This is a genomic window from Pseudomonas sp. IT-347P, assembly GCF_949768005.1.
GTDB lineage: Bacteria > Pseudomonadota > Gammaproteobacteria > Pseudomonadales > Pseudomonadaceae > Aquipseudomonas.
Genome location: NZ_CATKPQ010000057.1, coordinates 136107 through 158005, shown reverse-complemented (window position 1 = coordinate 158005; position 21899 = coordinate 136107). Strand labels below are relative to the sequence as shown.

At 59.4% G+C, this 21899-nt stretch carries 23 protein-coding genes; 5 read left to right on the top strand and 18 right to left on the bottom strand.

From position 1 onward, the window contains the following. Window positions 1-149: 149 nt before the first annotated feature. Window positions 150-1340 carry an osmoprotectant NAGGN system M42 family peptidase gene (locus ACM6IV_RS23235; RefSeq protein WP_414871814.1) on the top strand — a complete coding sequence of 397 codons (1191 nt, stop codon included), beginning with the start codon at window positions 150-152 and terminating at the stop codon, window positions 1338-1340. 170 nt (window positions 1341-1510) lie between these two features. After that, window positions 1511-1738: a YheU family protein gene (locus ACM6IV_RS23230; protein WP_003199186.1), complete on the top strand. Its 228-nt coding sequence runs from the start codon at window positions 1511-1513 to the stop codon at window positions 1736-1738. Between the two features lie 5 nt (window positions 1739-1743). Here ACM6IV_RS23230 and csrA read toward each other — a convergent pair whose 3' ends face one another. From csrA to ACM6IV_RS23215, 3 genes are all read right to left on the bottom strand, one after another. Continuing rightward, window positions 1744-1929 carry a carbon storage regulator CsrA gene (csrA, locus tag ACM6IV_RS23225; RefSeq protein ID WP_414871813.1) on the bottom strand — a complete coding sequence of 62 codons (186 nt, stop codon included), beginning with the start codon at window positions 1927-1929 and terminating at the stop codon, window positions 1744-1746. 134 nt (window positions 1930-2063) lie between these two features. Continuing rightward, window positions 2064-2396 carry a YnfA family protein gene (locus ACM6IV_RS23220; RefSeq protein ID WP_414871812.1) on the bottom strand — a complete coding sequence of 111 codons (333 nt, stop codon included), beginning with the start codon at window positions 2394-2396 and terminating at the stop codon, window positions 2064-2066. A 63-nt stretch (window positions 2397-2459) separates the two neighbouring features. After that, window positions 2460-3275: an SDR family oxidoreductase gene (locus tag ACM6IV_RS23215; protein ID WP_414871811.1), complete on the bottom strand. Its 816-nt coding sequence runs from the start codon at window positions 3273-3275 to the stop codon at window positions 2460-2462. Window positions 3276-3598: 323 nt separating this feature from the next. Between ACM6IV_RS23215 and ACM6IV_RS23210 the strand changes: the two genes are divergently transcribed. Continuing rightward, window positions 3599-3757 carry a DUF3309 family protein gene (locus ACM6IV_RS23210; protein WP_169432680.1) on the top strand — a complete coding sequence of 53 codons (159 nt, stop codon included), beginning with the start codon at window positions 3599-3601 and terminating at the stop codon, window positions 3755-3757. 77 nt (window positions 3758-3834) lie between these two features. On the opposite strand, the gene ACM6IV_RS23205 is transcribed toward ACM6IV_RS23210, so the two are convergent. The 10 genes from ACM6IV_RS23205 to ACM6IV_RS23160 all read right to left on the bottom strand — a co-directional run bounded on the left by ACM6IV_RS23205 (window position 3835) and on the right by ACM6IV_RS23160 (window position 13242). After that, on the bottom strand, window positions 3835-5928 hold the full coding sequence (locus tag ACM6IV_RS23205; protein ID WP_414871810.1) for an LTA synthase family protein: 2094 nt from the start codon (window positions 5926-5928) through the stop codon (window positions 3835-3837). A gap of 296 nt (window positions 5929-6224) precedes the next feature. Then, window positions 6225-6830: an START domain-containing protein gene (locus ACM6IV_RS23200; RefSeq protein WP_414871809.1), complete on the bottom strand. Its 606-nt coding sequence runs from the start codon at window positions 6828-6830 to the stop codon at window positions 6225-6227. A gap of 41 nt (window positions 6831-6871) precedes the next feature. Next, on the bottom strand, window positions 6872-7126 hold the full coding sequence (locus tag ACM6IV_RS23195; protein WP_007908349.1) for a YkgJ family cysteine cluster protein: 255 nt from the start codon (window positions 7124-7126) through the stop codon (window positions 6872-6874). Between the two features lie 166 nt (window positions 7127-7292). Beyond that, a complete protein-coding gene (locus ACM6IV_RS23190) occupies window positions 7293-7763 on the bottom strand; it encodes a translation initiation factor 2 (RefSeq protein WP_414871808.1) in 471 nt (156 codons plus the stop codon). Window positions 7764-7841: 78 nt separating this feature from the next. After that, window positions 7842-9281, bottom strand: coding sequence for a PLP-dependent aminotransferase family protein (locus ACM6IV_RS23185; RefSeq protein WP_414871807.1), 1440 nt, complete (start codon window positions 9279-9281; stop codon window positions 7842-7844). Between the two features lie 202 nt (window positions 9282-9483). After that, window positions 9484-10296 carry an OmpA family protein gene (locus ACM6IV_RS23180; RefSeq protein ID WP_414871806.1) on the bottom strand — a complete coding sequence of 271 codons (813 nt, stop codon included), beginning with the start codon at window positions 10294-10296 and terminating at the stop codon, window positions 9484-9486. Next, window positions 10293-10649 carry a DUF4398 domain-containing protein gene (locus ACM6IV_RS23175; protein ID WP_414871805.1) on the bottom strand — a complete coding sequence of 119 codons (357 nt, stop codon included), beginning with the start codon at window positions 10647-10649 and terminating at the stop codon, window positions 10293-10295. Before ACM6IV_RS23175 ends, ACM6IV_RS23180 begins: the two co-directional genes overlap by 4 nt. 9 nt (window positions 10650-10658) lie before the next feature. Beyond that, complete coding sequence (locus ACM6IV_RS23170) at window positions 10659-11480, bottom strand: substrate-binding periplasmic protein (protein ID WP_414871804.1); 822 nt, start codon at window positions 11478-11480, stop codon at window positions 10659-10661. A gap of 80 nt (window positions 11481-11560) precedes the next feature. After that, a complete protein-coding gene (locus ACM6IV_RS23165) occupies window positions 11561-12490 on the bottom strand; it encodes an electron transfer flavoprotein subunit alpha/FixB family protein (RefSeq protein WP_414871803.1) in 930 nt (309 codons plus the stop codon). A 2-nt stretch (window positions 12491-12492) separates the two neighbouring features. After that, the gene (locus ACM6IV_RS23160) at window positions 12493-13242 is read right to left on the bottom strand and encodes an electron transfer flavoprotein subunit beta/FixA family protein (RefSeq protein ID WP_007908338.1); all 750 of its coding nucleotides are present in this window, start codon (window positions 13240-13242) and stop codon (window positions 12493-12495) included. Between the two features lie 548 nt (window positions 13243-13790). Between ACM6IV_RS23160 and ACM6IV_RS23155 the strand changes: the two genes are divergently transcribed. Continuing rightward, complete coding sequence (locus ACM6IV_RS23155) at window positions 13791-15455, top strand: electron transfer flavoprotein-ubiquinone oxidoreductase (RefSeq protein ID WP_414871802.1); 1665 nt, start codon at window positions 13791-13793, stop codon at window positions 15453-15455. A 186-nt stretch (window positions 15456-15641) separates the two neighbouring features. On the opposite strand, the gene ACM6IV_RS23150 is transcribed toward ACM6IV_RS23155, so the two are convergent. Further along, window positions 15642-16532 (bottom strand): AraC family transcriptional regulator N-terminal domain-containing protein, encoded by an 891-nt coding sequence (locus tag ACM6IV_RS23150; protein WP_414871801.1) that lies wholly within the window; start codon window positions 16530-16532, stop codon window positions 15642-15644. Window positions 16533-16724: 192 nt separating this feature from the next. On the opposite strand from ACM6IV_RS23150, the gene ACM6IV_RS23145 reads away from it, so the two are divergent. Beyond that, complete coding sequence (locus tag ACM6IV_RS23145; RefSeq protein WP_414871800.1) at window positions 16725-17777, top strand: NAD(P)-dependent alcohol dehydrogenase; 1053 nt, start codon at window positions 16725-16727, stop codon at window positions 17775-17777. On the opposite strand, the gene ACM6IV_RS23140 is transcribed toward ACM6IV_RS23145, so the two are convergent. The 4 genes from ACM6IV_RS23140 to ACM6IV_RS23125 all read right to left on the bottom strand — a co-directional run bounded on the left by ACM6IV_RS23140 (window position 17774) and on the right by ACM6IV_RS23125 (window position 21889). Further along, window positions 17774-18577, bottom strand: a complete 804-nt coding sequence (locus ACM6IV_RS23140; protein WP_007908330.1) for an IclR family transcriptional regulator — start codon at window positions 18575-18577, stop codon at window positions 17774-17776. The two genes, ACM6IV_RS23145 and ACM6IV_RS23140, sit on opposite strands and share 4 nt — an antisense overlap. 62 nt (window positions 18578-18639) lie before the next feature. Next, a complete protein-coding gene (locus ACM6IV_RS23135; protein ID WP_414871799.1) occupies window positions 18640-19950 on the bottom strand; it encodes an MFS transporter in 1311 nt (436 codons plus the stop codon). A 123-nt stretch (window positions 19951-20073) separates the two neighbouring features. Further along, window positions 20074-21222 carry a galactonate dehydratase gene (dgoD, locus tag ACM6IV_RS23130; protein ID WP_007908327.1) on the bottom strand — a complete coding sequence of 383 codons (1149 nt, stop codon included), beginning with the start codon at window positions 21220-21222 and terminating at the stop codon, window positions 20074-20076. 46 nt (window positions 21223-21268) lie between these two features. After that, window positions 21269-21889, bottom strand: coding sequence for a 2-dehydro-3-deoxy-6-phosphogalactonate aldolase (locus ACM6IV_RS23125; RefSeq protein ID WP_414871798.1), 621 nt, complete (start codon window positions 21887-21889; stop codon window positions 21269-21271). Window positions 21890-21899: the final 10 nt, after the last annotated feature.

The following is a 21899-nucleotide window of genomic DNA, read 5'->3' as shown; positions in this document are numbered from 1 at the left end:
CAGGACTGACGCCTTCGCGAGCAGGCTCGCTCCCACAGGGGAATGCATTCCAAATGTGGGAGCGAGCCTGCTCGCGAAGAGGCTCTTAAATCCACCACCCATTTTCCCTCATCGAAACCATCGATGTGCTTAACCCATCAGGAGTTTCCATGACCACGCAAATCCCCGAACCGGATCTCAACTACCTGCAAAAAGTCTTGCTGGAAATGCTCGCCATTCCCAGCCCCACCGGGTTCACCGACACCATCGTGCGTTACGTTGCCGAGCGTCTGGAAGAACTCGGCATCCCCTTCGAAATGACCCGGCGCGGCACCATTCGCGCCACGCTCAAGGGCAAGAAAAACAGCCCGGACCGCGCGGTCTCGGCGCACCTCGACACCATTGGCGCGGCGGTCCGTGCAATCAAAGATAACGGCCGCCTGACCCTCGCTCCGGTCGGCTGCTGGTCGAGCCGCTTTGCCGAGGGCAGCCGCGTCAGCCTGTTTACCGACAACGGCGTGATTCGCGGCAGTGTGTTGCCGCTGATGGCCTCCGGACACGCGTTCAACACCGCCGTGGATGAAATGCCGATCAGTTGGGATCACGTTGAACTGCGCCTGGACGCCTACTGTGCGACCAAGGCCGATTGCGATTCGCTGGGCATCAGCATCGGTGACGTGGTCGCCTTCGACCCGCTGCCGGAGTTCACCGAAAGCGGCCACATCAGCGCCCGTCACCTGGACGACAAGGCCGGGGTTGCAGCGCTGCTGGCGGCACTCAAAGCCATCGTCGACAGCGGCCAGGAATTGATGATCGACTGCCATCCGCTGTTCACCATCACCGAAGAAACCGGCAGTGGCGCGGCGGCAGCATTGCCGTGGGACGTCAGCGAATTCGTCGGCATCGACATCGCTCCCGTCGCGCCGGGGCAACACTCCAGTGAGCATGCGGTGAGTGTGGCGATGCAGGATTCCGGCGGGCCTTACGACTATCACTTGTCGCGACATTTGCTGCGTCTGGCCGGTGACAACGAACTGCCGGTGCGCCGTGACCTGTTCCGTTACTACTTCAGCGATGCGCATTCGGCGGTGACCGCCGGCCACGACATTCGCACCGCCCTGCTCGCCTTTGGCTGCGACGCGACGCACGGTTATGAACGCACGCACATCGACAGTCTGGCGGCGCTCAGTCGTTTGCTCGGCGCGTACATTCTGAGCCCGCCCGTGTTCGCCAGCGATGCGGCGCCGGCCAATGCCTCGCTGGATCGCTTCAGTCATCAGATTGAACATGACACGCAGATGGAGAGCGATACGCGCGTGCCGTCGGTGGACAGTCTGGTGGGGCAGCGTTCCGACAGTTAGATCATCGTTGTTTGAAATACCGCTATCGCGAGCAGGCGAAGGCCTACCTTTGGAATGCGTTCCCCTGTAGGAGTGAGCCTGCTCGCGATGGCGTAGGTACAGGCAACACAAAACTGGCAGACAAACCGCAATCGCCGTAGCATCCCGCCATTGATTCAGCCGAGGTGCCCATGCTCATCCCCCACGACCAACTTGAAGTCGACACCCTCACCCGCCTGATCGAGGATTTCGTCACCCGCGACGGTACCGACAACGGCGATGACACGCCGCTGGAAACCCGCGTGCTGCGCGTGCGTCAGGCATTGACCAAAGGCCAGGCATTGATCGTCTTCGACCCGGAAAGCGAGCAATGCCAACTGATGCTCAAGCACGATGTGCCCAAGCACCTGTTCGATTGAAATCCTCAGCGCAGCTTTTCGGTGGCCTGCTTGCGTTTGATCCGGTCATAGACCTCGGCGCGATGCACGTGGACCTTTTGTGGGGCCTCGATGCCAAAGCGCACGCTGGAGCCGTTGACCGACAACACACGCAGGGAAATGTCGTCGCCGATTGAAATCAACTCACCAACGACACGGCTGAGTACAAGCATGAGATTCGTCCTTCAGGGTTAGCGAACCCTGAAGATGCGCGGCTTGCCGCGGCTCCACAATGCGCGCCGGGCAAATCAGTTTTGCCTTACACCCCTGCCAACCCCAAGCCGTCAGACGATTCCCACAAAAGCCATCAGGCAGCGGAAAACCTCGGCCCGAAAAGAATCACGCTGGCGCCGATCACGCACAACGCCACACCGATCCAGTCCGAAGCCAATGGACGCACGCGCTCGACCACCATCAGCCAGCCAATCGAAGTAACAATGTAGATCCCGCCATACGCGGCATAGGCACGCCCGGCATAGTTGGCTTCAACGCGGGTCAGCAACAGTGCGAACAGGGTCAGGCTGAGCAGCGCAGGCATCACCCACAAGGCACTTTTGCCCTGACGCAGCCACATGAAAAAGGCGAAACAGCCGGCGATCTCAAACAGCGCCGCGAGAAAGAACCACAAATAATTGAGCATTGATGCGTCTCGACAGGGTGACCATTGCGGCCACCCTAACGACGCCATCTGCAACGGGCAAGGTCAGCCGTTGTTCTGTTTGGCCTTGGCGCGCATTTTTTCCGCCATGGCCGTCATTTCGTTGTAGAGCAACTGCGGATTCTTCTGTTTCAGCGCCCAAGCCATGCGCCCTTGTTCATGGGGCAAGATCATGAACTCGCCGGCCGCCACTTGCTGAAAGATGTAGTCGGCGATGTCCGCCGCCGTAATCGGCGAACTTTCCAGCAACTTGCCGACCTGCGCTTTCATCGCCGGGGTCGGGCCACGGAACGAATCGAGCAAGTTGGTCTGGAAGAACGACGGGCACACCACATGGACGCCGACTTCCTGCTGCGCCAGTTCGATCAGAAGGCTTTCCGAAAGGGCTACCACACCGGCCTTGGCCACGTTGTAGTTGCTCATCGCCGGGCCTTGCATCAGTGCCGCCATGGAGGCGATGTTGATGATTTTGCCTTTGCTTTGCTCAAGCAGCGGCAGGAACGCTTTGCAGCCCTTGACCACACCCATCAGGTTGATCGCGATCTGCCAGTCCCAATCTTCCAGCGACAGCTCGCTGAAGAAACCGCCCGAAGCCACGCCCGCGTTGTTGACGATGATGTCGATGCCGCCAAGCTTTTCTTCGCAGGCTTGAGCGAAGGCGGTGAGCTGGCTGTAATCACGCACATCGCAACGCTGGATAAAACCGTCACCGCCGGCCTCGCGCACCAGTTTCAGGGTTTCCTGCAGGCCGGGTTCGCTGACATCGGACAAGGCCAGCCGCCAGCCTTCACGGGCCCAGCGCAGCGCGATTTCGCGACCCAGGCCCGAGCCCGCACCAGTGATCATCATGCGATTTTGCATAGCAGACAGCCTTGTTGTTCCGGGGAAGATGCGCGGAGTGTAGCGAAGGATCGACGCCCGCCCACGCTCCATCAGATTGCTGAATGGAGGATCAAAAGGCCGCAGCCTGCGGCAGCTTCTACACGCGTTCAATGCAGGAGCTGCTGCAGGCTGCGATCTTTTGATCTTGTGCTTTAAAAGAAATAAGCGAGCAATCCAAATACATTAAAAAAACATTGAATTTTCTTTCATGCGCACCGGTCGGAATTTGTAAGCCGCCTGGAATTACTTAGTTTCCAGTCGCCCTTGAATACCAAGACTTCTCGAACGCTATCAACAAGGAAATCGACATGGGCACAATTCTAATCATTATCCTGATCCTGTTGCTGATCGGTGGTCTGCCGGTCTTCCCGCACTCCAGAAGTTGGGGTTATGGTCCTTCGGGCATTATCGGCGTGGTGTTGGTAGTGCTGCTGGTACTGCTGTTACTCGGTCGGATATAACAACGATTCAAGCGCAAAAAAAGAGGCCCTGTTCAGGGCCTCTTTTTTATTGCGCGGATTTTAATGTCGACGAATGATCAATCCGGTTTGCCGTGAATGACGCCTGCGGTGTTATCCATCAGGCTTTTGGTCGCCGTTTGCAGGAACGCTTCGAGTTTGAGTTTCAACTCGGCAGTACGCGGCGCATTCGGAACGACTTCGGCGTGCGGGTTGGCACCCAACTGGTACTGCCACATTTTCGGCCCCATGTCCTTGTCTCGCGGCAACACCAGGATCTGGTCGGCGGTGACGATGGCGGTGGTCTGCTCGCTGCCCGACGGTTTGATCACACCGAAACCGGTGTCGCCTTCCGGCAGGTTGAGCAGGTCACGGCCCCAGCACTGATGACGCACTTCACCACCGAGACGCCCCATGATGGTCGGCACGATGTCGATCTGCGTGCCCACGGTGTGGTCACGGGTACCGAACTTCTCCTGGATGCCCGGCGCGATCATCAGCATCGGCACGTTGAAGCGGCCCAGGTCCATTTCGGTGATCTGGCGCTCGTTGCCGAAACCGTGGTCGCCGACGATGACAAACAGAGTTTCCTTGAAGTACGGCTCTTTGCGTGCTTTCTCGAAGAACTGACCCAATGCCCAGTCGGAGTAGCGCATGGCGGTCAAGTGTTCGTTGAGGCTGCCACGGTCAGTCACGCGCTCGACCGGCAATGGCGTCGGCAAGGCGTAAGGCGTGTGGTTGGACAGGGTTTGCAGCAGCGCATAGAACGGCTTGCCGTTTTCCCGCGCCTTGAGTTCCTGCAGACCACGGTCGAACATGTCCTGGTCGGACACGCCCCAGGTCGGATCGGAGAACACCGGGTTGACGAAGTCGTTACGACCGACAAAGTTGGTCATGCCCTGGTTGCTGAAGAAGCCCGACTGGTTGTCCCAGGCGAAGTCGCCATTGTAGACGTACACGTCGTCGTAGTTACGGGCGCTGAGCACCTGCGGCAGGCCGGACAGCTTGTGGCTGCCTTCCGGGGTCTGCATCAGGTATTCGAAGCCAGGCAGGTTCGGGAAGCAGGCCATGGTCGCAAACATGCCCTGGTGGGTATGCGTACCGTTAGAGAAGAAACGGTCGAACAGCAGGCCTTCCTTGGACAGCTTGTCCAGGTAAGGCGTGATGTTGCCCGGAGCACCCAAGGCGCCAACCGAGTGACCGGCCATGCTTTCCATCAGGATCACCACGACGTTTTTGATCGGCAGGGTCTTGTCGGCTGGTGGCGTGTAATCACGGCGCACCGCGGCAATATCGGCATCGACCAGTTTGTCGTCAGGCATCAGCAGCATATCGCGCACGACTTTCTGCGCTTGCTCCTGCGGCAACGTCGCTTTCCAGATATTGTCGCGATCTTCGCCCATGCGGGACTTGGCGGCCTCGATCAGCGACAGCGTGGCGTTGAGGCCGAGCTGGTTGGCGAAGTTCGAATCGGTGGTGTACACGTCACCCCAGCGCATTGGCGGGCCTTGACGCAGGGTGCCACGAGCAGCCACCACGCAGATCAACAGGCAGACCACGAACACCGCGAGACGCGTGTACCACGGCGCGACCTGACGGGTGCCGACGCTGCCACCGCTGAAAGGTCCGCGCGGACGCGTGGCACGGTCGGCGCCTTTGAACGCGAGTGTCAGGATCACGGTGCCGATCACCCACGCGAGCAGGTAGCGCACCACCGGAAAACCGTACCAGAGCATGCTCATCACGGTTTTCGGGTCTTCCTTCACGTACTGGAACACCAGGCCATTGAGGCGCTGGTGGAACTCGCGGTAGAAGTCCATCTCCATCAGGCCGAGGAACAGCGCGATGCTCGAGGCGATGGTCAGCCACAGACGGAAGAAGCCACGGGCAGCCATGGCGCGCGCACTGAACAGCGCCAGCACCAGCGGAATGCACACATAAACCACCAGGCGCAGGTCGAAACGCAGGCCGTTGGCGAAGGCTTCGAGGAAGGTCGAAGCCGGGGTATCGAGGATCATCTCGCGGTTGTAGACCAGCAGCGCGAGGCGCAGCACGGAAAACATCACCATCATGACCAGTGCACAAAGCAGCGTGTAGGCCAGATGCGATTTGACGGTCGGTTGCAGCAGGCGAGCAGAAGATCGCTGCTGATTCAGGGCGTCCGGGTTTGCCATGTCGTTTTAGGACCCATTGGAAGTTGAAGTTGCAAAAATACAGCGGCGCCATGCCCTCTATTGGTCATTCCAGACCCCGGGGCTTGCGCGGTGCGCAAATGTTGCACGATCACCCGCACCATTGCCATTGATTACTGCCCCGCCGCCAGACACTTTCATCTGGCGCAGCGCAAACAGCGCGGGCGAATTGTCTTGGACACTTTGTGAAAATTTCGTGCAACGCATATCTGGAAACACAATATAGATACAAAACAAAACGCCCCGAATCGATCGGGGCGTTTGGTTGGAACACGAGATTATTTTTCGGCGCGTTCTTTCATCGCTTTGAGGGTGTTGAACGGCGCGTCGACCACAAACTTGTTGGCAACCATCGCCGGCACGCTGCCGCCTGGCTCGGTGTGCACTTGATAGGTCACTTCGACCTGATCACCCTTCGGCACGAATTTCCAGAAGCCTTTGACCTGAGTGACACGGACAAAACCTTTTTCTTCCGGAATGTACTTCGGCACACCTTCGAGGTTACGGGTGAGGCTGCCGTCGGCGCCCTCGACGGTGGTGATGTGCAGCACCGAATCACGCGAGGTTACTGGCCACGGCGTATTGAACTGAGTGTAGGTCCAGCTCTGATCGCCCTCGTGTTTGAGCAACTTCTGGGACTTGCACTCGTAGATCCAGGCACAGGCACCGGAGACGTCTTCCTGCAAGGCGCGCAGTTTGGCGATGCTGGTCTTCATCAGGGTCACACCCTGATAGGACTTGTAATCAGAGCCCGGCACTTCGGCCAGCGAGACCTTGATGCCATCCTGCTCCTTGGCGACCTTCCAGTCCTCCGCCTGAGCGACGGACGTGGCCAGCACAGCAGTCAAACCACACAACACAGCAATACGATGCAGCGAACCCATAGTGTTATTCCTTATTGTTGAAGTTCCGTTCGTTTGACACATCACGCCGCCGTCATCTGCTCCCACCAGCCGATCAACCTGATCGCTTCTTCCGAGCTGCTGCCACAGACTTCGACATCCGCCGCGAAGCCGGAACAGACTGCCGGGCGCTCGGGGCGGCCGAAAATGCTGCACAGGTTTTCGACCGAGAGTTGCACGCAACGTTCGCCGGCAGGTTTGCCATCAGGCATGCCGGGAATCGGCGAACTGATGGAGGGGGCAATGCAGCAAGCGCCACAGCCTTCACGGCATTTCATGACGAACGTTTCCTCGCGACGGGCGATGTGTAAAAGGGACGCGGAACAGAGTAACCGCTAAAACGGCTGTTTCAAATTCCCTGAACCGGGGTTTTTACCGATAACTGAATGTGACTGACCAGTCGCCGACAAAGCGTCTGGTCTGCGGGTCACGCCTGGGCTGGATTTACTGCTTGAATTCGAAATCCAGTGCTGCGCCTTCGATTTCCCGGCGTTCTTCGTTGCGCAGTTGCAATTGCATTTCGTTGTTGAGCAAACGGCCGTTGAGCTGGAAGCCGTTGTTCTTTTCGCCAAACATCTGCGGCAGGATAGGTTCGCGCTTGGGCAACTCAACCGTGCCCTTGGGCTTCAGGTCCTGGACCATGTCTTTGGGCAGGCTCAGATCGAGCCTGGCCGGCGGCAGTCTGGTTTTCACCACTTCGCTGGCGGGTTTCGATTTGGAGGTGATCGGCTTGCGTTTCTTGATGACTTTTTGCTGGGTTTTCTTTGCGGGAACGGCCTTCTGCGCCGGCGTGGTTTTTTTCGCCGGGCTCGTCACCGCGGTTTTTTCCTGAACCGCAGCGGCCACGACGCCAGGCGCATGACCGATCATCAGCAAACCCAGCAAAACCCAAGCAGCAGGAGCAATCGCTTTCATGGAACCAACGACACTAACGGCAGAGGGCCATATGCTCGCCTGTTGGACGCCACAAGACAAGCATCACCCACCGCTCGTTCAGAATCCGCCAGCGGTTTCCTGACACAGTTGCGTCGCCAGCAGACCGAGAGTCATCAACGCCCGCTCCGCCTCACGGTTCCACGGAATCCCGCAGTTCAGGCGGATACAGTGGTTGAACTGCTCGGTATTACTGAAGATCAGCCCAGGCGCAATGCTGATGCCCTGCTGCAAGGCACGCACATGCAAGTCCTGGGTATTTACCCTCCCCGGCAGGCTCACCCAAAGGATGAAACCGCCCGTAGGCCGGGTCATTTGGGTGCCTTCGGGGAAGTACTGCTGCACCGCCAACTGGAACGCGCTGAGGTTTTTCCGGTATTCCTGGCGGATGTACCGTAAATGCCGGTCATAACCGCCATTTTCCAGATAAGCGGCGATCGCCATCTGCGTCACACTGCACGCCGAGTGGGTGCTGAAGGTCTGCAGACGCTGGATTTCCTGCTGATACTTGCCGGCGATCATCCAGCCGATGCGCACACCGGGAGACAAGGTCTTGGAGAAACTCGAACAATAGATCACCCGATCCAGTCGGTCGTATGCCTTGAGCGCTTTGGTTTTGCCTTGCTCGAACATCAACTCGCCATAAATATCATCTTCGACGATCTGGATATCGAAATCAGAAGCCAGCCGCAGCAACTGCTTCTGCCGCTCCTCGGGCATGGTACCGCCCAGGGGATTGCTCAGGCGCGTAGTCAGCACCAGCGCTTTGATCGACCATTGGTTGGCCGCCAGTTGCAGGGCTTCGAGGCTCATGCCGGTGGCAGGGTCGCTGGGGATCTCGATGACTTTCAGGCCGAGCAGGTCAGCCAATTGCAGCAAACCGTAATAAGTCGGCGACTCAGCGGCAATCAGATCGCCCGGACGGGTCAACACGCGCAGCGACATCTGCAACGCATCGACACAGCCGTGGGTGATCACCACTTCCGAGGGGTCGATCACCACACCGGCGTCGCGCATGCGGATCGCCACTTGCCGGCGCAGCGGTTCAAAACCGGGGCTGAACATGTAGCTGAAGGCGCGCGGACTATGGAAACGGGTAACCTTGGCCAGTTGCTGATGCAGCGCGCGCACCGGCAGGTAATCGACACTGGGCACCGCAGCGCCGAGCGGGAACACACCTTCACGGCGCGACTCGACCAGCACCTGTTGAATGATGCTGCTGCGAGTGACCAGACCCGGCCGTTCGACCCGGGCAATGTCCGGCGTCGGAGCCGTCAGCGCAGGCGTCTGGTGTACGTAATATCCGGACTGCGGACGCGCCCGAATCAGCCCCTGATCTTCGAGATTGGCGTAAGCCTGCAACACCGTCGCATGGCTGACGTTGAGCTGCGAACTCATCTTGCGCACCGAAGGCACGCGCTCCCCCGGTTGATAGACCCCACGGCGGATGTCTTCAGCCAGTTGCTGAGCAATACGTTGGTAGAGCAAGAGATTGGTCATGACGCAGCACTCGATTTCACAGGCATTTTATTCTTGTGTGAAACAATACCGGAACAGTTTAGAAGTGTACTGGGACAGTTGCCAGATTACTCGACCATACAGTGCGGTGTCTGCCCCTGACTGTACCGATTTGCGAGGCATTCGACAGACGTAAAAAAGCCCGGCACTGCATGACAGTCCGGGCTTTCCAGAGACGCAACCCTCAGCGGGCGGCGCCGAGCTGGCCTTTTTCATCGGAGAAGACAATTTCCACGCGACGATTCTGTGCCCGCCCGCGCTCCGAAGCGTTGGCGTCCACCGGGTATTCGTCGCCGTAGCCTTCGACCTGAATACGCTTGTCGTCGATGCCCAGATCCATCAGCACATCCGCCACCGACTGTGCGCGGTCACGGGACAGCTTGAGGTTTTCCTGTTTGCCGCCGGTGCTGTCGGTGTAGCCCTCGATGCGCACCACGCGTTTCGGGTTCAGTTGCAGGAACTGCACAATCTTCAGCACGACCCGGTTGGCCGAGTTTTTCAGCTCCGCTTCCCCCGTGTCGAACAGCACATCGCCGAGGGTCATCACCAGACCGCGGTCGGTCTGGGTGGTGGCCAGTGCGACGATCTGTTCTTCGAGCCATTTACCCTGCTGTTGCACGCTCAGCAGTTTCGATTCACGCAGGGCCAGTTGCAGGCGCTGACGTTCCAGTTCGAGCTTGGCCGCACGCTCTTCGTTGAGCACCTGATTGGTGTGCTCACGGGCGATTTCGCTGTAGCGCTGGCTCAGGTAGGCGTAATGCACCACATCCGAGCCGCTGCCCCAATAGGTCGACAGGCGATCGGCACGGGCCAGGGACTCACCGGCGCGGATCACGTCTTTTGGCGCGATGCGCAGGACGTTGGAGTCTTCCTTGACCTTCTGGAAGTCGGCGCTGGCTTCTTGCAGCGCGGATTCGCTGTGTTGACCGGCGCAGCCGTACAGGCTGATGCAACCGGCGAGCAGCAAACTGCCGAGAACTTTTGACTTGAAGCTCATTTCGCATCTCCCAGTTGCTTGCGCAGACGGACAATGCGGGTGTTGAGCACATTCACCTGTTCTTCACTTTTTTGCGTCAGCACTTTGGCTTCGGCCAGACGGGCATCCAGTTCGGCCTGTTCGGCACGCATGCGCGCGTTGCGATAAGACTCGTCAGCCATGTTGCCTTTGGCGCGGTTGTACTTGGTTTCGGCCAGTTGCATTTCCGGCACTTCGTCGGCGGTGGCGCCAACAGCCTTGGCCTGGGTGATGGCTTGCTCGGTCAGGCGCATTTGTTCATTGGGTGCCGGATCGGTCGCGCAACCGGCCAGGGCCAGAACGGCCACCGCCGCGAAAAGAGGTCGAATACTCACTAAGAATCCCTACTGTTTTGGGGCACTGACAGGTTGTGGCGGCTGTTGCTGCTGCGCCTTCCAGCGTTCGACATTGCGTTGCAGCGCGGTTTCCGTCAGTCCGGACGCGGGCAATTCTGTCATCTTTTTGGCCAACTGTCCGCGCAACCATGGATCATTACATGCCGAGTTATGCGAAACCGCGACGAACAACCCCGGTCGGTCGACGGGCTGTTCGAACACCAGCAAGTCATCGGCCATGCCCAACGCCTGCGCGGCGGCCATGCCCGAGTAGCGCCCGGCGAGTACATATTCCACTTCGCCCAGGAGCAATTTCTGTAGCGCTTGGGTGAGGTTGGCTGTTCGGGTCAGGGTCAGATTCTGCTCGGCGAAAGTGCCAAATGCCTGGGTCATGCGAGACTTTTCCGACAGCGCGCCGGCGTGGCCGTGCAGGTCCTTGGCCTCGCTGTAGACCAGTGTCGAGCCTTTGCGGGTCCACACCAGATAGTCGTTTTCCAGCAGCGGCGGATGGATGTAGTCGAGGTTTTCCAGCTCATTGACGGTCAGCGGCGCGTCCGCGAGCATGTCCATGCGCCCGCTGCGCACTTCATCGAGGGCTTGCGCGCGTTTGCCAGCGTAGAGCAGCTCGATTTTGATGCCGAGATCCTTGGCCACTTGTTGCAACAAATCCGCACTGGCGCCGATCAGTTGCTTGGGATTTTGTGGGTCTTGCCACAGGTACGGCGGCGCATCCGGGCTACCGGTGACAATGAGGCGCTCGCACTTGCCAGCGGCCGTGGCCAAACCTGGCAACAAGGCCAACCCCAACAACAATCCGCTGCGCAGATCCATGGCAACACGCTCCCACTCAAATCCGAGACAAAAAAAAGCCCGACCAACAGGCCGGGCTCTTTATAAGTGAAGCGGCTGGATTAGACCAGCTTCTCCAGCTCAGGGACGGCTTCGAACAGATCCGCCACGAGACCGTAATCGGCCACCTGGAAGATTGGCGCTTCTTCGTCCTTGTTGATCGCAACGATCACTTTCGAGTCTTTCATACCGGCCAGGTGCTGGATCGCGCCGGAGATACCGACGGCGATGTACAGCTGTGGAGCGACGATCTTGCCGGTCTGACCGACCTGCATGTCGTTCGGTACGAAACCTGCGTCGACCGCGGCGCGCGAAGCACCGACGGCAGCGCCCAGCTTGTCGGCCAGGGCGTACAGGTGTTTGAAGTTGTCGCCGTTCTGCATGCCGCGGCCGCCGGAAACGACGATCTTGGCAGCGGTCAGTTCCGGACGATCGGACTTGGCCAGTTCTTCGTTGACGAAGCTCGAAGTGCCGGCGTTGTGCGCAGCAGCAACGGCTTCAACCGCAGCCGAACCACCTTCAGCGGCAACCGGGTCGAAACCGGTGGCACGCACGGTGATCACTTTGATCGCAGCGGTCGACTGCACGGTAGCGATGGCGTTACCGGCGTAGATCGGACGCTTGAAGGTATCAGCGCTTTCGACCGAGATGATCTCGGAGATCTGGTCAACGTCCAGTTGCGCGGCAACACGCGGCAGGATGTTTTTGCCGTTGGAGGTGGCGGCGGCCAGGATGTGGCCGTAGCCAGCACCCAACTCTGCTACCAGCGGCGCAACGTTTTCCGGCAGCTGATGCGCGTAAGCGGCGTTGTCAGCATTCAGGACTTTGCTCACGCCGGCAATTTTCGCAGCGGCTTCAGCCACGGCGCCAGCGCCCTGACCTGCAACCAGCACGTGGATGTCGCCACCGATTTTGGCAGCAGCAGCCACGGTGTTCAGTGTGGCCGGGGCCAGCACTTTGTTGTCGTGTTCAGCGATTACCAAGATAGTCATTTTTAGATTACCTTCGCTTCGTTTTTCAGTTTCTCGACCAGTTCAGCCACCGACTTGACCTTGATGCCCGCGCTGCGTGCCGCCGGCGCTTCGACTTTCAGGGTCTTGTTGGTGGAGGCGGTGGAAACGCCCAAAGCGTCCGGAGTCAGCACTTCGAGAGGCTTCTTCTTGGCTTTCATGATGTTTGGCAGGGACGCGTAGCGCGGCTCGTTCAAACGCAGGTCGGTGGTGACGATCGCAGGCAGTTTCAGCGAAACAGTCTGCGCGCCGCCGTCGATTTCGCGAGTCACGGCAACGCTGTCGCCGGAGACTTCGACTTTCGACGCGAACGTGCCCTGACCGTAGCCGCTCAGTGCCGCGAGCATCTGGCCGGTCTGGTTGTTGTCGCTGTCGATGGCTTGTTTGCCAAGGATCACCAACTGCGGCTGCTCCTTGTCGACCACAGCCTTGAGCAGCTTGGCCACGGCGAGCGAGGTCAGATCTTCAGCGGATTCGACGAGGATGGCACGGTCGGCACCCAGAGCCAGTGCGGTGCGCAGTTGCTCCTGAGCGGTGGTCGGGCCGATGGAGACGACGACGATTTCAGTCGCAACACCTTTCTCTTTCAGGCGTACGGCTTCTTCCACTGCGATTTCGCAGAAAGGGTTCATCGACATCTTGACGTTGGCGAGATCGACGCCGGAATTGTCCGCCTTGACGCGAACCTTGACGTTGTAATCCACAACGCGTTTGACAGCTACAAGAACCTTCATGGATTCCTCGTTACTCTCCGGTGAAAAGAAAGTCGCCTAGGCGAACCTGGCGGTTGATGCTCATCAGGCTAAAGGGCACCTCTAAAAACGCCGACGCGAGTGTCTGGTGTTGCACGGTGTGAAGGCCTGCGACCGTTCGTCAGTGGTGACCGACCAGTCATGGATCTTCACGCGGTGTAAACTGCGCGCCGGACTTGCGCTGCGCATCACCTTCTACTGCCTGTGCCCTGTCTTTAGACGTGCTCTTGAAACCGCCAGTCTGCCTACGACGAGCGCAAAACCGCCCGTATCTTGACCGGAACGCCTATTCCGGTCAATACAGCAAAATGACCATTCATAAGCCGCGCTTCTTTGATTTCTCTGGGCTGGAGCCGATTCAAACAAACGTTTGTATTGGACGCTCGGAGTGGTGTAGATATAATGCGCCGCCTAGAGAGAAAGGTCGGTCTCCAATATTCCCCTTGACGTTAACGTAAAGGAATAGCGGATGCGACATCAAACCTCCAAATTAGAAAAAAAACTGTTGAGCCTTGAGTAGGAGATAGCCTGTGGAACGCGAATACATGGAATTCGACGTGGTCATCGTCGGTGCCGGCCCCGCTGGCCTGTCCGCCGCCTGCCGTCTGAAGCAGAAGGCCGCCGAAGCCGGTAAGGAAATCAGCGTCTGCGTGGTCGAAAAAGGCTCCGAAGTCGGCGCACACATCCTTTCCGGTGCCGTGTTCGAACCACGCGCTCTGAACGAACTGTTCCCTGACTGGAAGGAACTCGGCGCCCCGCTGAATACGCCAGTCACCCGCGACGATATTTTCGTCCTGAAAAACGCCGACAGCGCGCAAAAAATTCCTGACTTCTTTGTGCCCAAAACCATGCACAACGAAGGCAACTACATCATTTCCCTCGGTAACCTGTGCCGCTGGCTGGCCCAACAGGCCGAGAACCTGGGCGTGGAAATCTATCCGGGCTTCGCCGCTCAGGAAGCGTTGATCGACGAGCAAGGCGTGGTGCGCGGGATCATCACCGGTGATCTGGGCGTCGACCGCGAAGGCAATCCGAAAGAAGGCCTGTACACCCCCGGCATGGAATTGCGTGGCAAATACACGCTGTTCGCTGAAGGCTGCCGTGGCCACATCGGCAAGCAACTGATCAAGCGCTACAACCTCGACAGCGATGCCGACGCCCAGCACTACGGCATCGGCCTGAAAGAAATCTGGGAAATCGACCCGGCCAAGCACCAGCCAGGCCTGGTGGTGCACACCGCCGGCTGGCCGCTGGACATCATGGGCACCGAGAACACTGGCGGCTCATTCCTTTATCACCTGGAAAACAATCAGGTGGTGGTCGGTCTGATCGTTGACCTGTCCTACAGCAACACCTACCTGTCGCCATTCGACGAGTTCCAGCGCCTCAAGCATCACCCGGTTCTCAAGCAATACCTGGAAGGCGGCAAGCGGGTCAGCTACGGCGCCCGCGCCATCTGCAAAGGTGGCTTGAACTCGCTGCCGAAAATGGTCTTCAAGGGTGGCGCGCTGATCGGTTGCGACCTCGGCACTTTGAACTTCGCCAAGATCAAAGGCAGCCACACCGCGATGAAGTCCGGCATGCTCGCCGCTGAGTCGGTGGCTGAAGCACTGTTCGCGGAAAAGGACGGCACTGAAGAACTGACCACTTACGTCGACGCGTTCAAGAAGAGCTGGCTCTACGACGAACTGTTCGCCAGCCGCAACTTTGGCCCGGCGATCCACAAGTTCGGCGCCATTGTCGGCGGCGGCTTCAACTGGCTGGACCAGAACATCTTCGGCGGCAAACTGCCGTTCACCCTGCACGACACCAAGCCGGATTACGCCTGCCTCAAGCTCGCGGCGGACTGCAAGAAGATCGACTATCCGAAGCCGGACGGCAAACTCAGCTTCGACAAACTCAGCTCGGTGTTCATCTCTGGTACCAACCACGAAGAAGAGCAGCCGTGCCACCTGAAGCTGACCGACCCGAGCATCCCGATCAGCAAGAACCTGCCGCTGTACGACGAACCGGCGCAGCGCTACTGCCCGGCCGGCGTGTATGAAGTGATCACCAAGGAAGACGGCGAGAAACGCTTCCAGATCAACGCCCAGAACTGCGTGCACTGCAAGACCTGTGACATCAAGGACCCTTCGCAGAACATCACCTGGGTCACGCCGGAAGGCGCTGGCGGCCCGACTTATCCGAATATGTAAGTCGAACCGCTGAACAACGAGGCTCCCGATTTGGGGGCCTTTTTGTTGCCCACAATTCCTTGTATCACCACAAAACAACTGTGGGAGCGGGCTTGCTCGCGAATGCGGTGCATCAGTCAATGAATTGGCTGAATGACACTCCGCATTCGCGAGCAAGCCCGCTCCCACAGGGGGATTTTCGTTGGCTCAGGCAGCGCGCTCGTCACCCGGACTGCGCTCGAAGTAGCGCTTGTACTCGCGGCTGAACTGCGACGTGCTCTGATACCCCACCCGATGCGCGACCTGCGCCACGCCCAGGCCTTCGGCGACCAACAACGTCTGCGCCTTCAACAACCGCAGGCGCTTCAGATACTGCACCGGCGAGAGCAACGTGCTGCGTTTGAAATGTTCATGGAAGGTCGACACGCTCATGTTCGCGCAACTGGCCAGGGTCTCGACATTCAACGGCTCGGTGTAATGCGCATGCAGATGACTGATCGACGCTGCCACCCGTGCGAATTGTCCTTGCTGCTCAACCAACGCCCGCAACACATCGGCCTGGGGGCCGCGCAAGGCGACGAACAACAACTCACGCACCCGCGCCGGCCCGAGAATCCGACATTCCAGCGGATCATGCAGGCAACCGAGCAGGCGCTCGACGCAGCCACGCATGGCATCGTCGAGCACCACCGAGGTCATCGACTCCGGTGTCTGCGCCGGAATATGCCGGCCCGGCGCCAGCCCCATGGCCAGCACCAACTCACCGAGCAACACCCGATCGATCGCCACCGACACCCCGAGCAATGGTGCATCCGGCAAGGCAAAGGTTTCGCACTCGAACGGCACCGGCAGTGCCTGAATCAAATAATGCCCGGCGCCGTACTCCATGGTGCGCGGCCCGAGAAACGCCAGTTTGCTGCCCTGGGCGATGATCATCAGGCTCGGCTCGTAAATGTGCGGGCCACGGGCGACATCGCAACTGGCGCGCAACACCTGCACGCCGGGCAGTGCGGTCTGGCTGTAACCATCGCGCAGCGCCAGCGGTTCGATCAGCGAAACCAGCCGGGCATTGGCATCGAGATGACGGGTCAATTGCATCGAATTGTTCTTCACAAAAAATCACGAAACCAAGGGATGAAAGCATCATCGCAGATCCTTTTGCCAATGCGACCGATCAAACCTGCATGCCGGAGAATTAGGCATGAGAGCCGGAGGAATCGTCATGGCCGCAGCGAGAGTCGGCGCCCAGAATGCGCCGCCTCACTTGTTCCTGCTTTTGCGAGGTTTCACATGTACACCGCCATCGGTTATGCCGCCCAATCGGCCACCACTCCCCTCGCCCCGATGAAATTCGAACGCCGCAGCCCCCGCGCCGACGACGTCGCCATCGAAATCCTCTACTGCGGCGTCTGCCACTCCGACATCCACCAGGCGCGCAATGAATGGGGTATCGCCGTTTACCCGTTGATGCCTGGCCACGAGATCGTCGGAAAAGTCACCGCGATCGGTGCGAATGTCACCAAACACAAAGTAGGCGATCTGGTCGGGGTTGGCTGCATGGTCGACTCCTGCCGCACTTGCGAAGCCTGCCAGTCGAACCTTGAGCAATATTGCCTCGAAGGTCCGACCATGACTTACGCGACCCCGGACCGGGTCGATGGCAGCAACACCATGGGCGGCTATTCGGACAGCATCGTCGTCAGTGAACACTTCGTCGTGCGCATCCCGGAGAGATTGGCATTGGCTAGCGCCGCGCCGATCCTCTGTGCCGGCATCACCACCTACTCGCCGCTCAAGCACTATGGCGTGAAGGCCGGCGACAAGGTCGGAGTTCTCGGCATGGGCGGCCTCGGTCACATGGGCATCAAATTCGCCAAGGCCATGGGCGCCGAAGTGACGCTGTTCACCCGTTCGGCGAGCAAAGCGGAAGAAGGTCGTCGTCAGGGCGCCGACCATGTAATCGTTTCCACCGATGCCGAGCAGATGAAAGCCGCTGCCGGTTACTTCGACTTCCTGCTCGACACCATTCCGGTGCAGCACGATCTCAACCCGTACCTCGATACCCTGCGTTTCGACGGTGTGCACATTCTGGTCGGTCTGATCGAGCCGATCGATCCACCGGTACACGCCGGCAAACTGGTGATGAGCCGTCGTGTGCTGGCCGGCTCCTTGATCGGTGGCGTTGCCGAAACCCAGGAAGTGCTGGATTTCTGCGCCGAGCACAACATCACCTGCGACATCGAAATGCTCGACATCCGCCAGATCAACGAGGCCTACGCCCGCATGATTGCCGGCGATGTGAAGTACCGTTTCGTGATCGACATGGCGACGCTCAAGGTCTAAATCTTCAGACCGAGTTCCGCCGAGAGCCGGGCTGTGACCCCTTTGATCAGGGGAATCAGCTCGGCCATTTTTTCCAGCGGCATGTACGGCACGGTGCTGGCGATACTGATCGCCGCCACGATGCCCTTGCTCGCATCGCGAATCGGCGCCGCCACGCAGCGGATCGACGGTTCGTTGTCTTCCAGATCGAAGGCGTAGCCACCGGCAACGTACTCGGTCATGCGCTGCTCGAGTTGTTCCCACGACTGCTGGGGGTGCTGCGGCCAGAACTGACTTTTCCCACCCGCCGGCAGGCTGATGTCGTACAGCCGTTGCCAATCTTTCGGCGAGTCATCGAGCATCAACGCCTTACCGATACCGGTGCGTGCCAGCGGCATCCGATGACCGACCCGCGAACGCATTTCCGGGCCGTTGCGCCCCGGATTTTTCAGCAGATACAGCACTTCATCGCCTTCGCGAATGCCCAAGTGCACCGTATCGCCGGTCAGCGCCGATAATTCGTCCAGATACGGCCCGGCCAGAGTCACCAGCGGCAACTCTTCGCGCGCCTGGAAGCCCAATTCAATCAACTTCGGCCCTAGCAGGTAACCGACTTGCGGCACCACGCGCAGGTAGCGCTCGTCGACCAGACAACTGGCCAGGCGATGAGTGGTGCTGCGCGTGGTACCAATCAGCCGGGCGATCTCCTTGAGATCGCGAGCGCCACTGGCCACCGCTTGGACCACACCCAAGCCACGCAACAGCGTCTGGGTGCCGGTGGGCGCGGCGTCCTTGGTTTTTTCCGGGGCGTCTTCCTGCATATCCAGCCTTTTTACCGTTGAGCGAGGGAACGGGCGGCATTATGGTCGCCCGACGCAGACCACTACAACTCGATACGCTCGACCTTGCCGACCAGCAGCACGTAGGACAATGCTCCGATCAATGCAAGAACCGCGATATAGGTGATCGCCGGCGCGAACGAATCGCCGCTGGCGAGAAACCCGATCACGATCGGCGTGGCAATCGCCGACAGGTTGCCGATGAAGTTGAACACCCCGCCCGTCAGCCCGAGCAAACGTGCCGGCGCCAGGGTCGAGACCAGCGACCAGGTGATCGAGGCCAGACCGTTACCGAAAAACGCCAATGCCAGAAAGGCAATCACCAGCGGCGTCGATTCGACGAAGTTGGCGCCAATGATCGAGGTGGAAATCAGCAGCCCGCCTATGATCGGCAACTTGCGCGCGAAACCGACGCTGCAACCACGGCGAATCAAAAAGTCGGAAAAGAACCCCGAACACAGCACGCCAACGAAGGCGGCGAGGAACGGCAGCGACGCCAACAGACCGGACTTGATGAAGTCCATGCCGCGATACTTCACCAGGTAAGTCGGAAACCAGGTGAGGAAAAACCACAGCGTCGAATTCAGGCAGAACTGGCCCAGGTAGATGCCCCACAACTTGCGTTTGGTCAGGACGATACCGAGATCGGTCCAGCTGAATCTGGCTTTGACCTTGGCGGATTCTTGCTGAATATCGACCAGACCACCGCCCTCGCGGATCAGGTCGATTTCCGCTTCGTTGGCACCTTTGAAATCCCGTGGTTCGCGATACACCGCGTACCAGATGGCCGCCCAGATAATGCCGACGGCGCCGGTGGCGACGAACACCATGTGCCAGCCAAATTCGTGTTGCAGCCAGGCCAGAACCGGAGTCAGGAAGGCCAGACCGACGAACTGCCCGGAGGTGTAGAAACCAATCGCGGTAGCGCGTTCACGCTCGGGAAACCAGGTTGTCACCACGCGGCTGTTGATCGGATAAGCCGGAGCTTCCAGCGCACCGACCGCCATGCGCAGTACGAACAGTGCGATGAAACTGGCAGCGAAACCCAGCATCACCGTGGCCAGCGACCACAGCAGCAAGGCGACGCTATAAAGAATGCGCGGCGGTACGCGATCGACCAGCCAGCCGCCGGGAATCTGCATGGCCGCGTAGGTCCAGCCGAACGCAGAAAAGATCAGACCAACGTGAATCGGATCGATGCCCAGCTCACTGGTCAGCGCCGGCGCGGCAATCGACAGGTTGCTGCGGTCGAGGTAGTTGATGACCACGGTGATAAACAGCAGCACCATGATGAAAAACCGCTTGCGGCTGGGCGTGACTAAAGACGCCTGCCCGGTGAGGGTTTGCGGTTGCATGAGAGAGGCCTCTTCTTGTGTTTATTTGAGGTCGTGACGCAGATCTCCCATCCATGTGGAGATTAAAAATCTGTGGGAGGGGGCTTGCTCCCACAGGGGTTTTTTGGGTGTGTCAGGCAGGACTCACCACTCGGCAAAGCTGCCATCGGCATGGCGCCAGATCGGGTTGCGCCAGCGGTGGCCGACGGCCGCGCGCTCGATCACGTATTCCTCGTTGATCTCGATGCCCAGGCCCGGGCCGTTGGGAATTTTGACGAAGCCTTTGTCGTAATCGAAGACGCGCGGGTCCTTCACGTAGTCGAGCAAGTCATTGCTCTCGTTGTAATGGATGCCCAGGCTTTGCTCCTGGATAAACGCGTTGTAACAAGCCGCGTCCAGTTGCAAACATGCCGCCAGCGCAATCGGCCCCAGCGGGCAGTGCAGCGCCAGCGCGACGTCGTAGGCTTCGGCCATGTTGGCAATCTTGCGGGTTTCGGTGATACCGCCGGCGTGGGAAGCATCCGGCTGGATGATGTCGACGTAGCCTTCGCTCAATACACGTTTAAAGTCCCAACGCGAGAACAAGCGCTCACCGAGGGCAATCGGCGTGCTGGTCAACGGCGCCAGCTCTTTCAACGCTTCGTAGTTTTCGCTGAGCACCGGCTCTTCGATAAACATCAGTTTGTACGGATCGAGTTCCTTCATCAGCACCTTGGCCATCGGCTTGTGCACGCGGCCATGGAAGTCGACACCAATGCCGACATTCGGCCCGACCGCGTCACGCACGGCGGCAACGTTGGCCAGCGCCAGATCGACTTTTTCAAAGGTATCGAGGAACTGCAGCTCTTCGGTGCCGTTCATTTTCACCGCAGTGAAACCACGGCTCACCGCCTCTTTGGCGGCACGCGCGGTGTCGGCCGGACGATCGCCGCCGATCCACGAATACACGCGAATCTTGTCGCGCACCTGGCCACCAAGCAGATCGCTGACCGACACGCCGAGCGCCTTGCCCTTGATGTCCCACAGCGCCTGATCGATCCCGGCCAGTGCGCTCATGTGGATCGCGCCGCCCCGGTAGAAGCCGCCGCGATAGAGCACGGTCCAGATGTCTTCGATATTGCGTGGGTCTTTGCCGATCAGGTAGTCGGACAACTCTTCAACGGCAGCCGCGACGGTGTGTGCGCGACCTTCCACCACAGGTTCGCCCCAACCGGTCACACCTTCGTCGGTTTCGACCTTGAGGAAACACCAGCGCGGCGGAACGATGAAGGTCGTGAGTTTGGTGATTTTCATCTTTTGTCTCTCTTATAGATGCAGCGCACGCAGCGCCAAAAAAGTCTTAGCGAAGGGCCTTCCACGCGGCCACGTAGGCCTTGGCATTCACCGCCACCTGCTCCGCCGTCATGCCCGGTTTGAACAAACCGGAGCCGAGACCGAAGCCTTTCACGCCGGCATCGATAAATGCCTGCATGTTGTCCGGCGTAATGCCGCCGACCGGCGCCAGCACCGTTCCGGATGGCAACACCGCGAGCCAGGCTTTGACGACCGCCGGGCCCATCTGCTCGGCCGGGAACAACTTGAGAATGTCCGCGCCCTCCTCCAGCGCCGCGAAGGCTTCGGTCGGCGTGGCGACACCCGGCGACAGAAACAGCCCGGCCGCTTTTGCCGCGCGCAACACCTTGGCATCGCTGTGCGGCATGACGATCACCTGGCCGCCGGCCTCTTTGACCAACTCGACCTGCTCCGGCGTCAGCACCGTGCCGGCACCGATCAGGCAATCGGCGGGCAAGGTCTTGCGCAGGATGCGGATACTTTCGTACGGCGAAGGGGAATTGAGCGGTACTTCGATGACGCGAAATCCGGCGGCATACAGGACTTCTCCGACAGCGGCGGCTTCCTGCGGCTGCAGGCCCCGCAGGATCGCGATCAGACCGTTTTGCGCCAATGCTTGTTTGAGCATGTCAGGCCTC

Bases quoted from the DNA above. Each gene is read 5' to 3' on its own strand.
- csrA (WP_414871813.1), bottom strand. From the start codon at position 1,929: ATGCTTGTACTCAGCCGTGTCGTTGGTGAGTTGATTTCAATCGGCGAC.
- ACM6IV_RS23190 (WP_414871808.1), bottom strand. From the start codon at position 7,763: ATGAAAGCGATTGCTCCTGCTGCTTGGGTTTTGCTGGGTTTGCTGATG.
- ACM6IV_RS23230 (WP_003199186.1), top strand. From the start codon at position 1,511: ATGCTCATCCCCCACGACCAACTTGAAGTCGACACCCTCACCCGCCTG.
- ACM6IV_RS23145 (WP_414871800.1), top strand. From the start codon at position 16,725: ATGTACACCGCCATCGGTTATGCCGCCCAATCGGCCACCACTCCCCTC.
- ACM6IV_RS23135 (WP_414871799.1), bottom strand. From the start codon at position 19,950: ATGCAACCGCAAACCCTCACCGGGCAGGCGTCTTTAGTCACGCCCAGC.
- ACM6IV_RS23125 (WP_414871798.1), bottom strand. From the start codon at position 21,889: ATGCTCAAACAAGCATTGGCGCAAAACGGTCTGATCGCGATCCTGCGG.
- ACM6IV_RS23140 (WP_007908330.1), bottom strand. From the start codon at position 18,577: ATGCAGGAAGACGCCCCGGAAAAAACCAAGGACGCCGCGCCCACCGGC.
- ACM6IV_RS23165 (WP_414871803.1), bottom strand. From the start codon at position 12,490: ATGACTATCTTGGTAATCGCTGAACACGACAACAAAGTGCTGGCCCCG.
- ACM6IV_RS23150 (WP_414871801.1), bottom strand. From the start codon at position 16,532: ATGCAATTGACCCGTCATCTCGATGCCAATGCCCGGCTGGTTTCGCTG.
- ACM6IV_RS23185 (WP_414871807.1), bottom strand. From the start codon at position 9,281: ATGACCAATCTCTTGCTCTACCAACGTATTGCTCAGCAACTGGCTGAA.
- ACM6IV_RS23195 (WP_007908349.1), bottom strand. From the start codon at position 7,126: ATGAAATGCCGTGAAGGCTGTGGCGCTTGCTGCATTGCCCCCTCCATC.
- ACM6IV_RS23200 (WP_414871809.1), bottom strand. From the start codon at position 6,830: ATGGGTTCGCTGCATCGTATTGCTGTGTTGTGTGGTTTGACTGCTGTG.
- ACM6IV_RS23205 (WP_414871810.1), bottom strand. From the start codon at position 5,928: ATGGCAAACCCGGACGCCCTGAATCAGCAGCGATCTTCTGCTCGCCTG.
- ACM6IV_RS23220 (WP_414871812.1), bottom strand. From the start codon at position 2,396: ATGCTCAATTATTTGTGGTTCTTTCTCGCGGCGCTGTTTGAGATCGCC.
- ACM6IV_RS23215 (WP_414871811.1), bottom strand. From the start codon at position 3,275: ATGCAAAATCGCATGATGATCACTGGTGCGGGCTCGGGCCTGGGTCGC.
- dgoD (WP_007908327.1), bottom strand. From the start codon at position 21,222: ATGAAAATCACCAAACTCACGACCTTCATCGTTCCGCCGCGCTGGTGT.
- ACM6IV_RS23160 (WP_007908338.1), bottom strand. From the start codon at position 13,242: ATGAAGGTTCTTGTAGCTGTCAAACGCGTTGTGGATTACAACGTCAAG.
- ACM6IV_RS23235 (WP_414871814.1), top strand. From the start codon at position 150: ATGACCACGCAAATCCCCGAACCGGATCTCAACTACCTGCAAAAAGTC.
- ACM6IV_RS23180 (WP_414871806.1), bottom strand. From the start codon at position 10,296: ATGAGCTTCAAGTCAAAAGTTCTCGGCAGTTTGCTGCTCGCCGGTTGC.
- ACM6IV_RS23170 (WP_414871804.1), bottom strand. From the start codon at position 11,480: ATGGATCTGCGCAGCGGATTGTTGTTGGGGTTGGCCTTGTTGCCAGGT.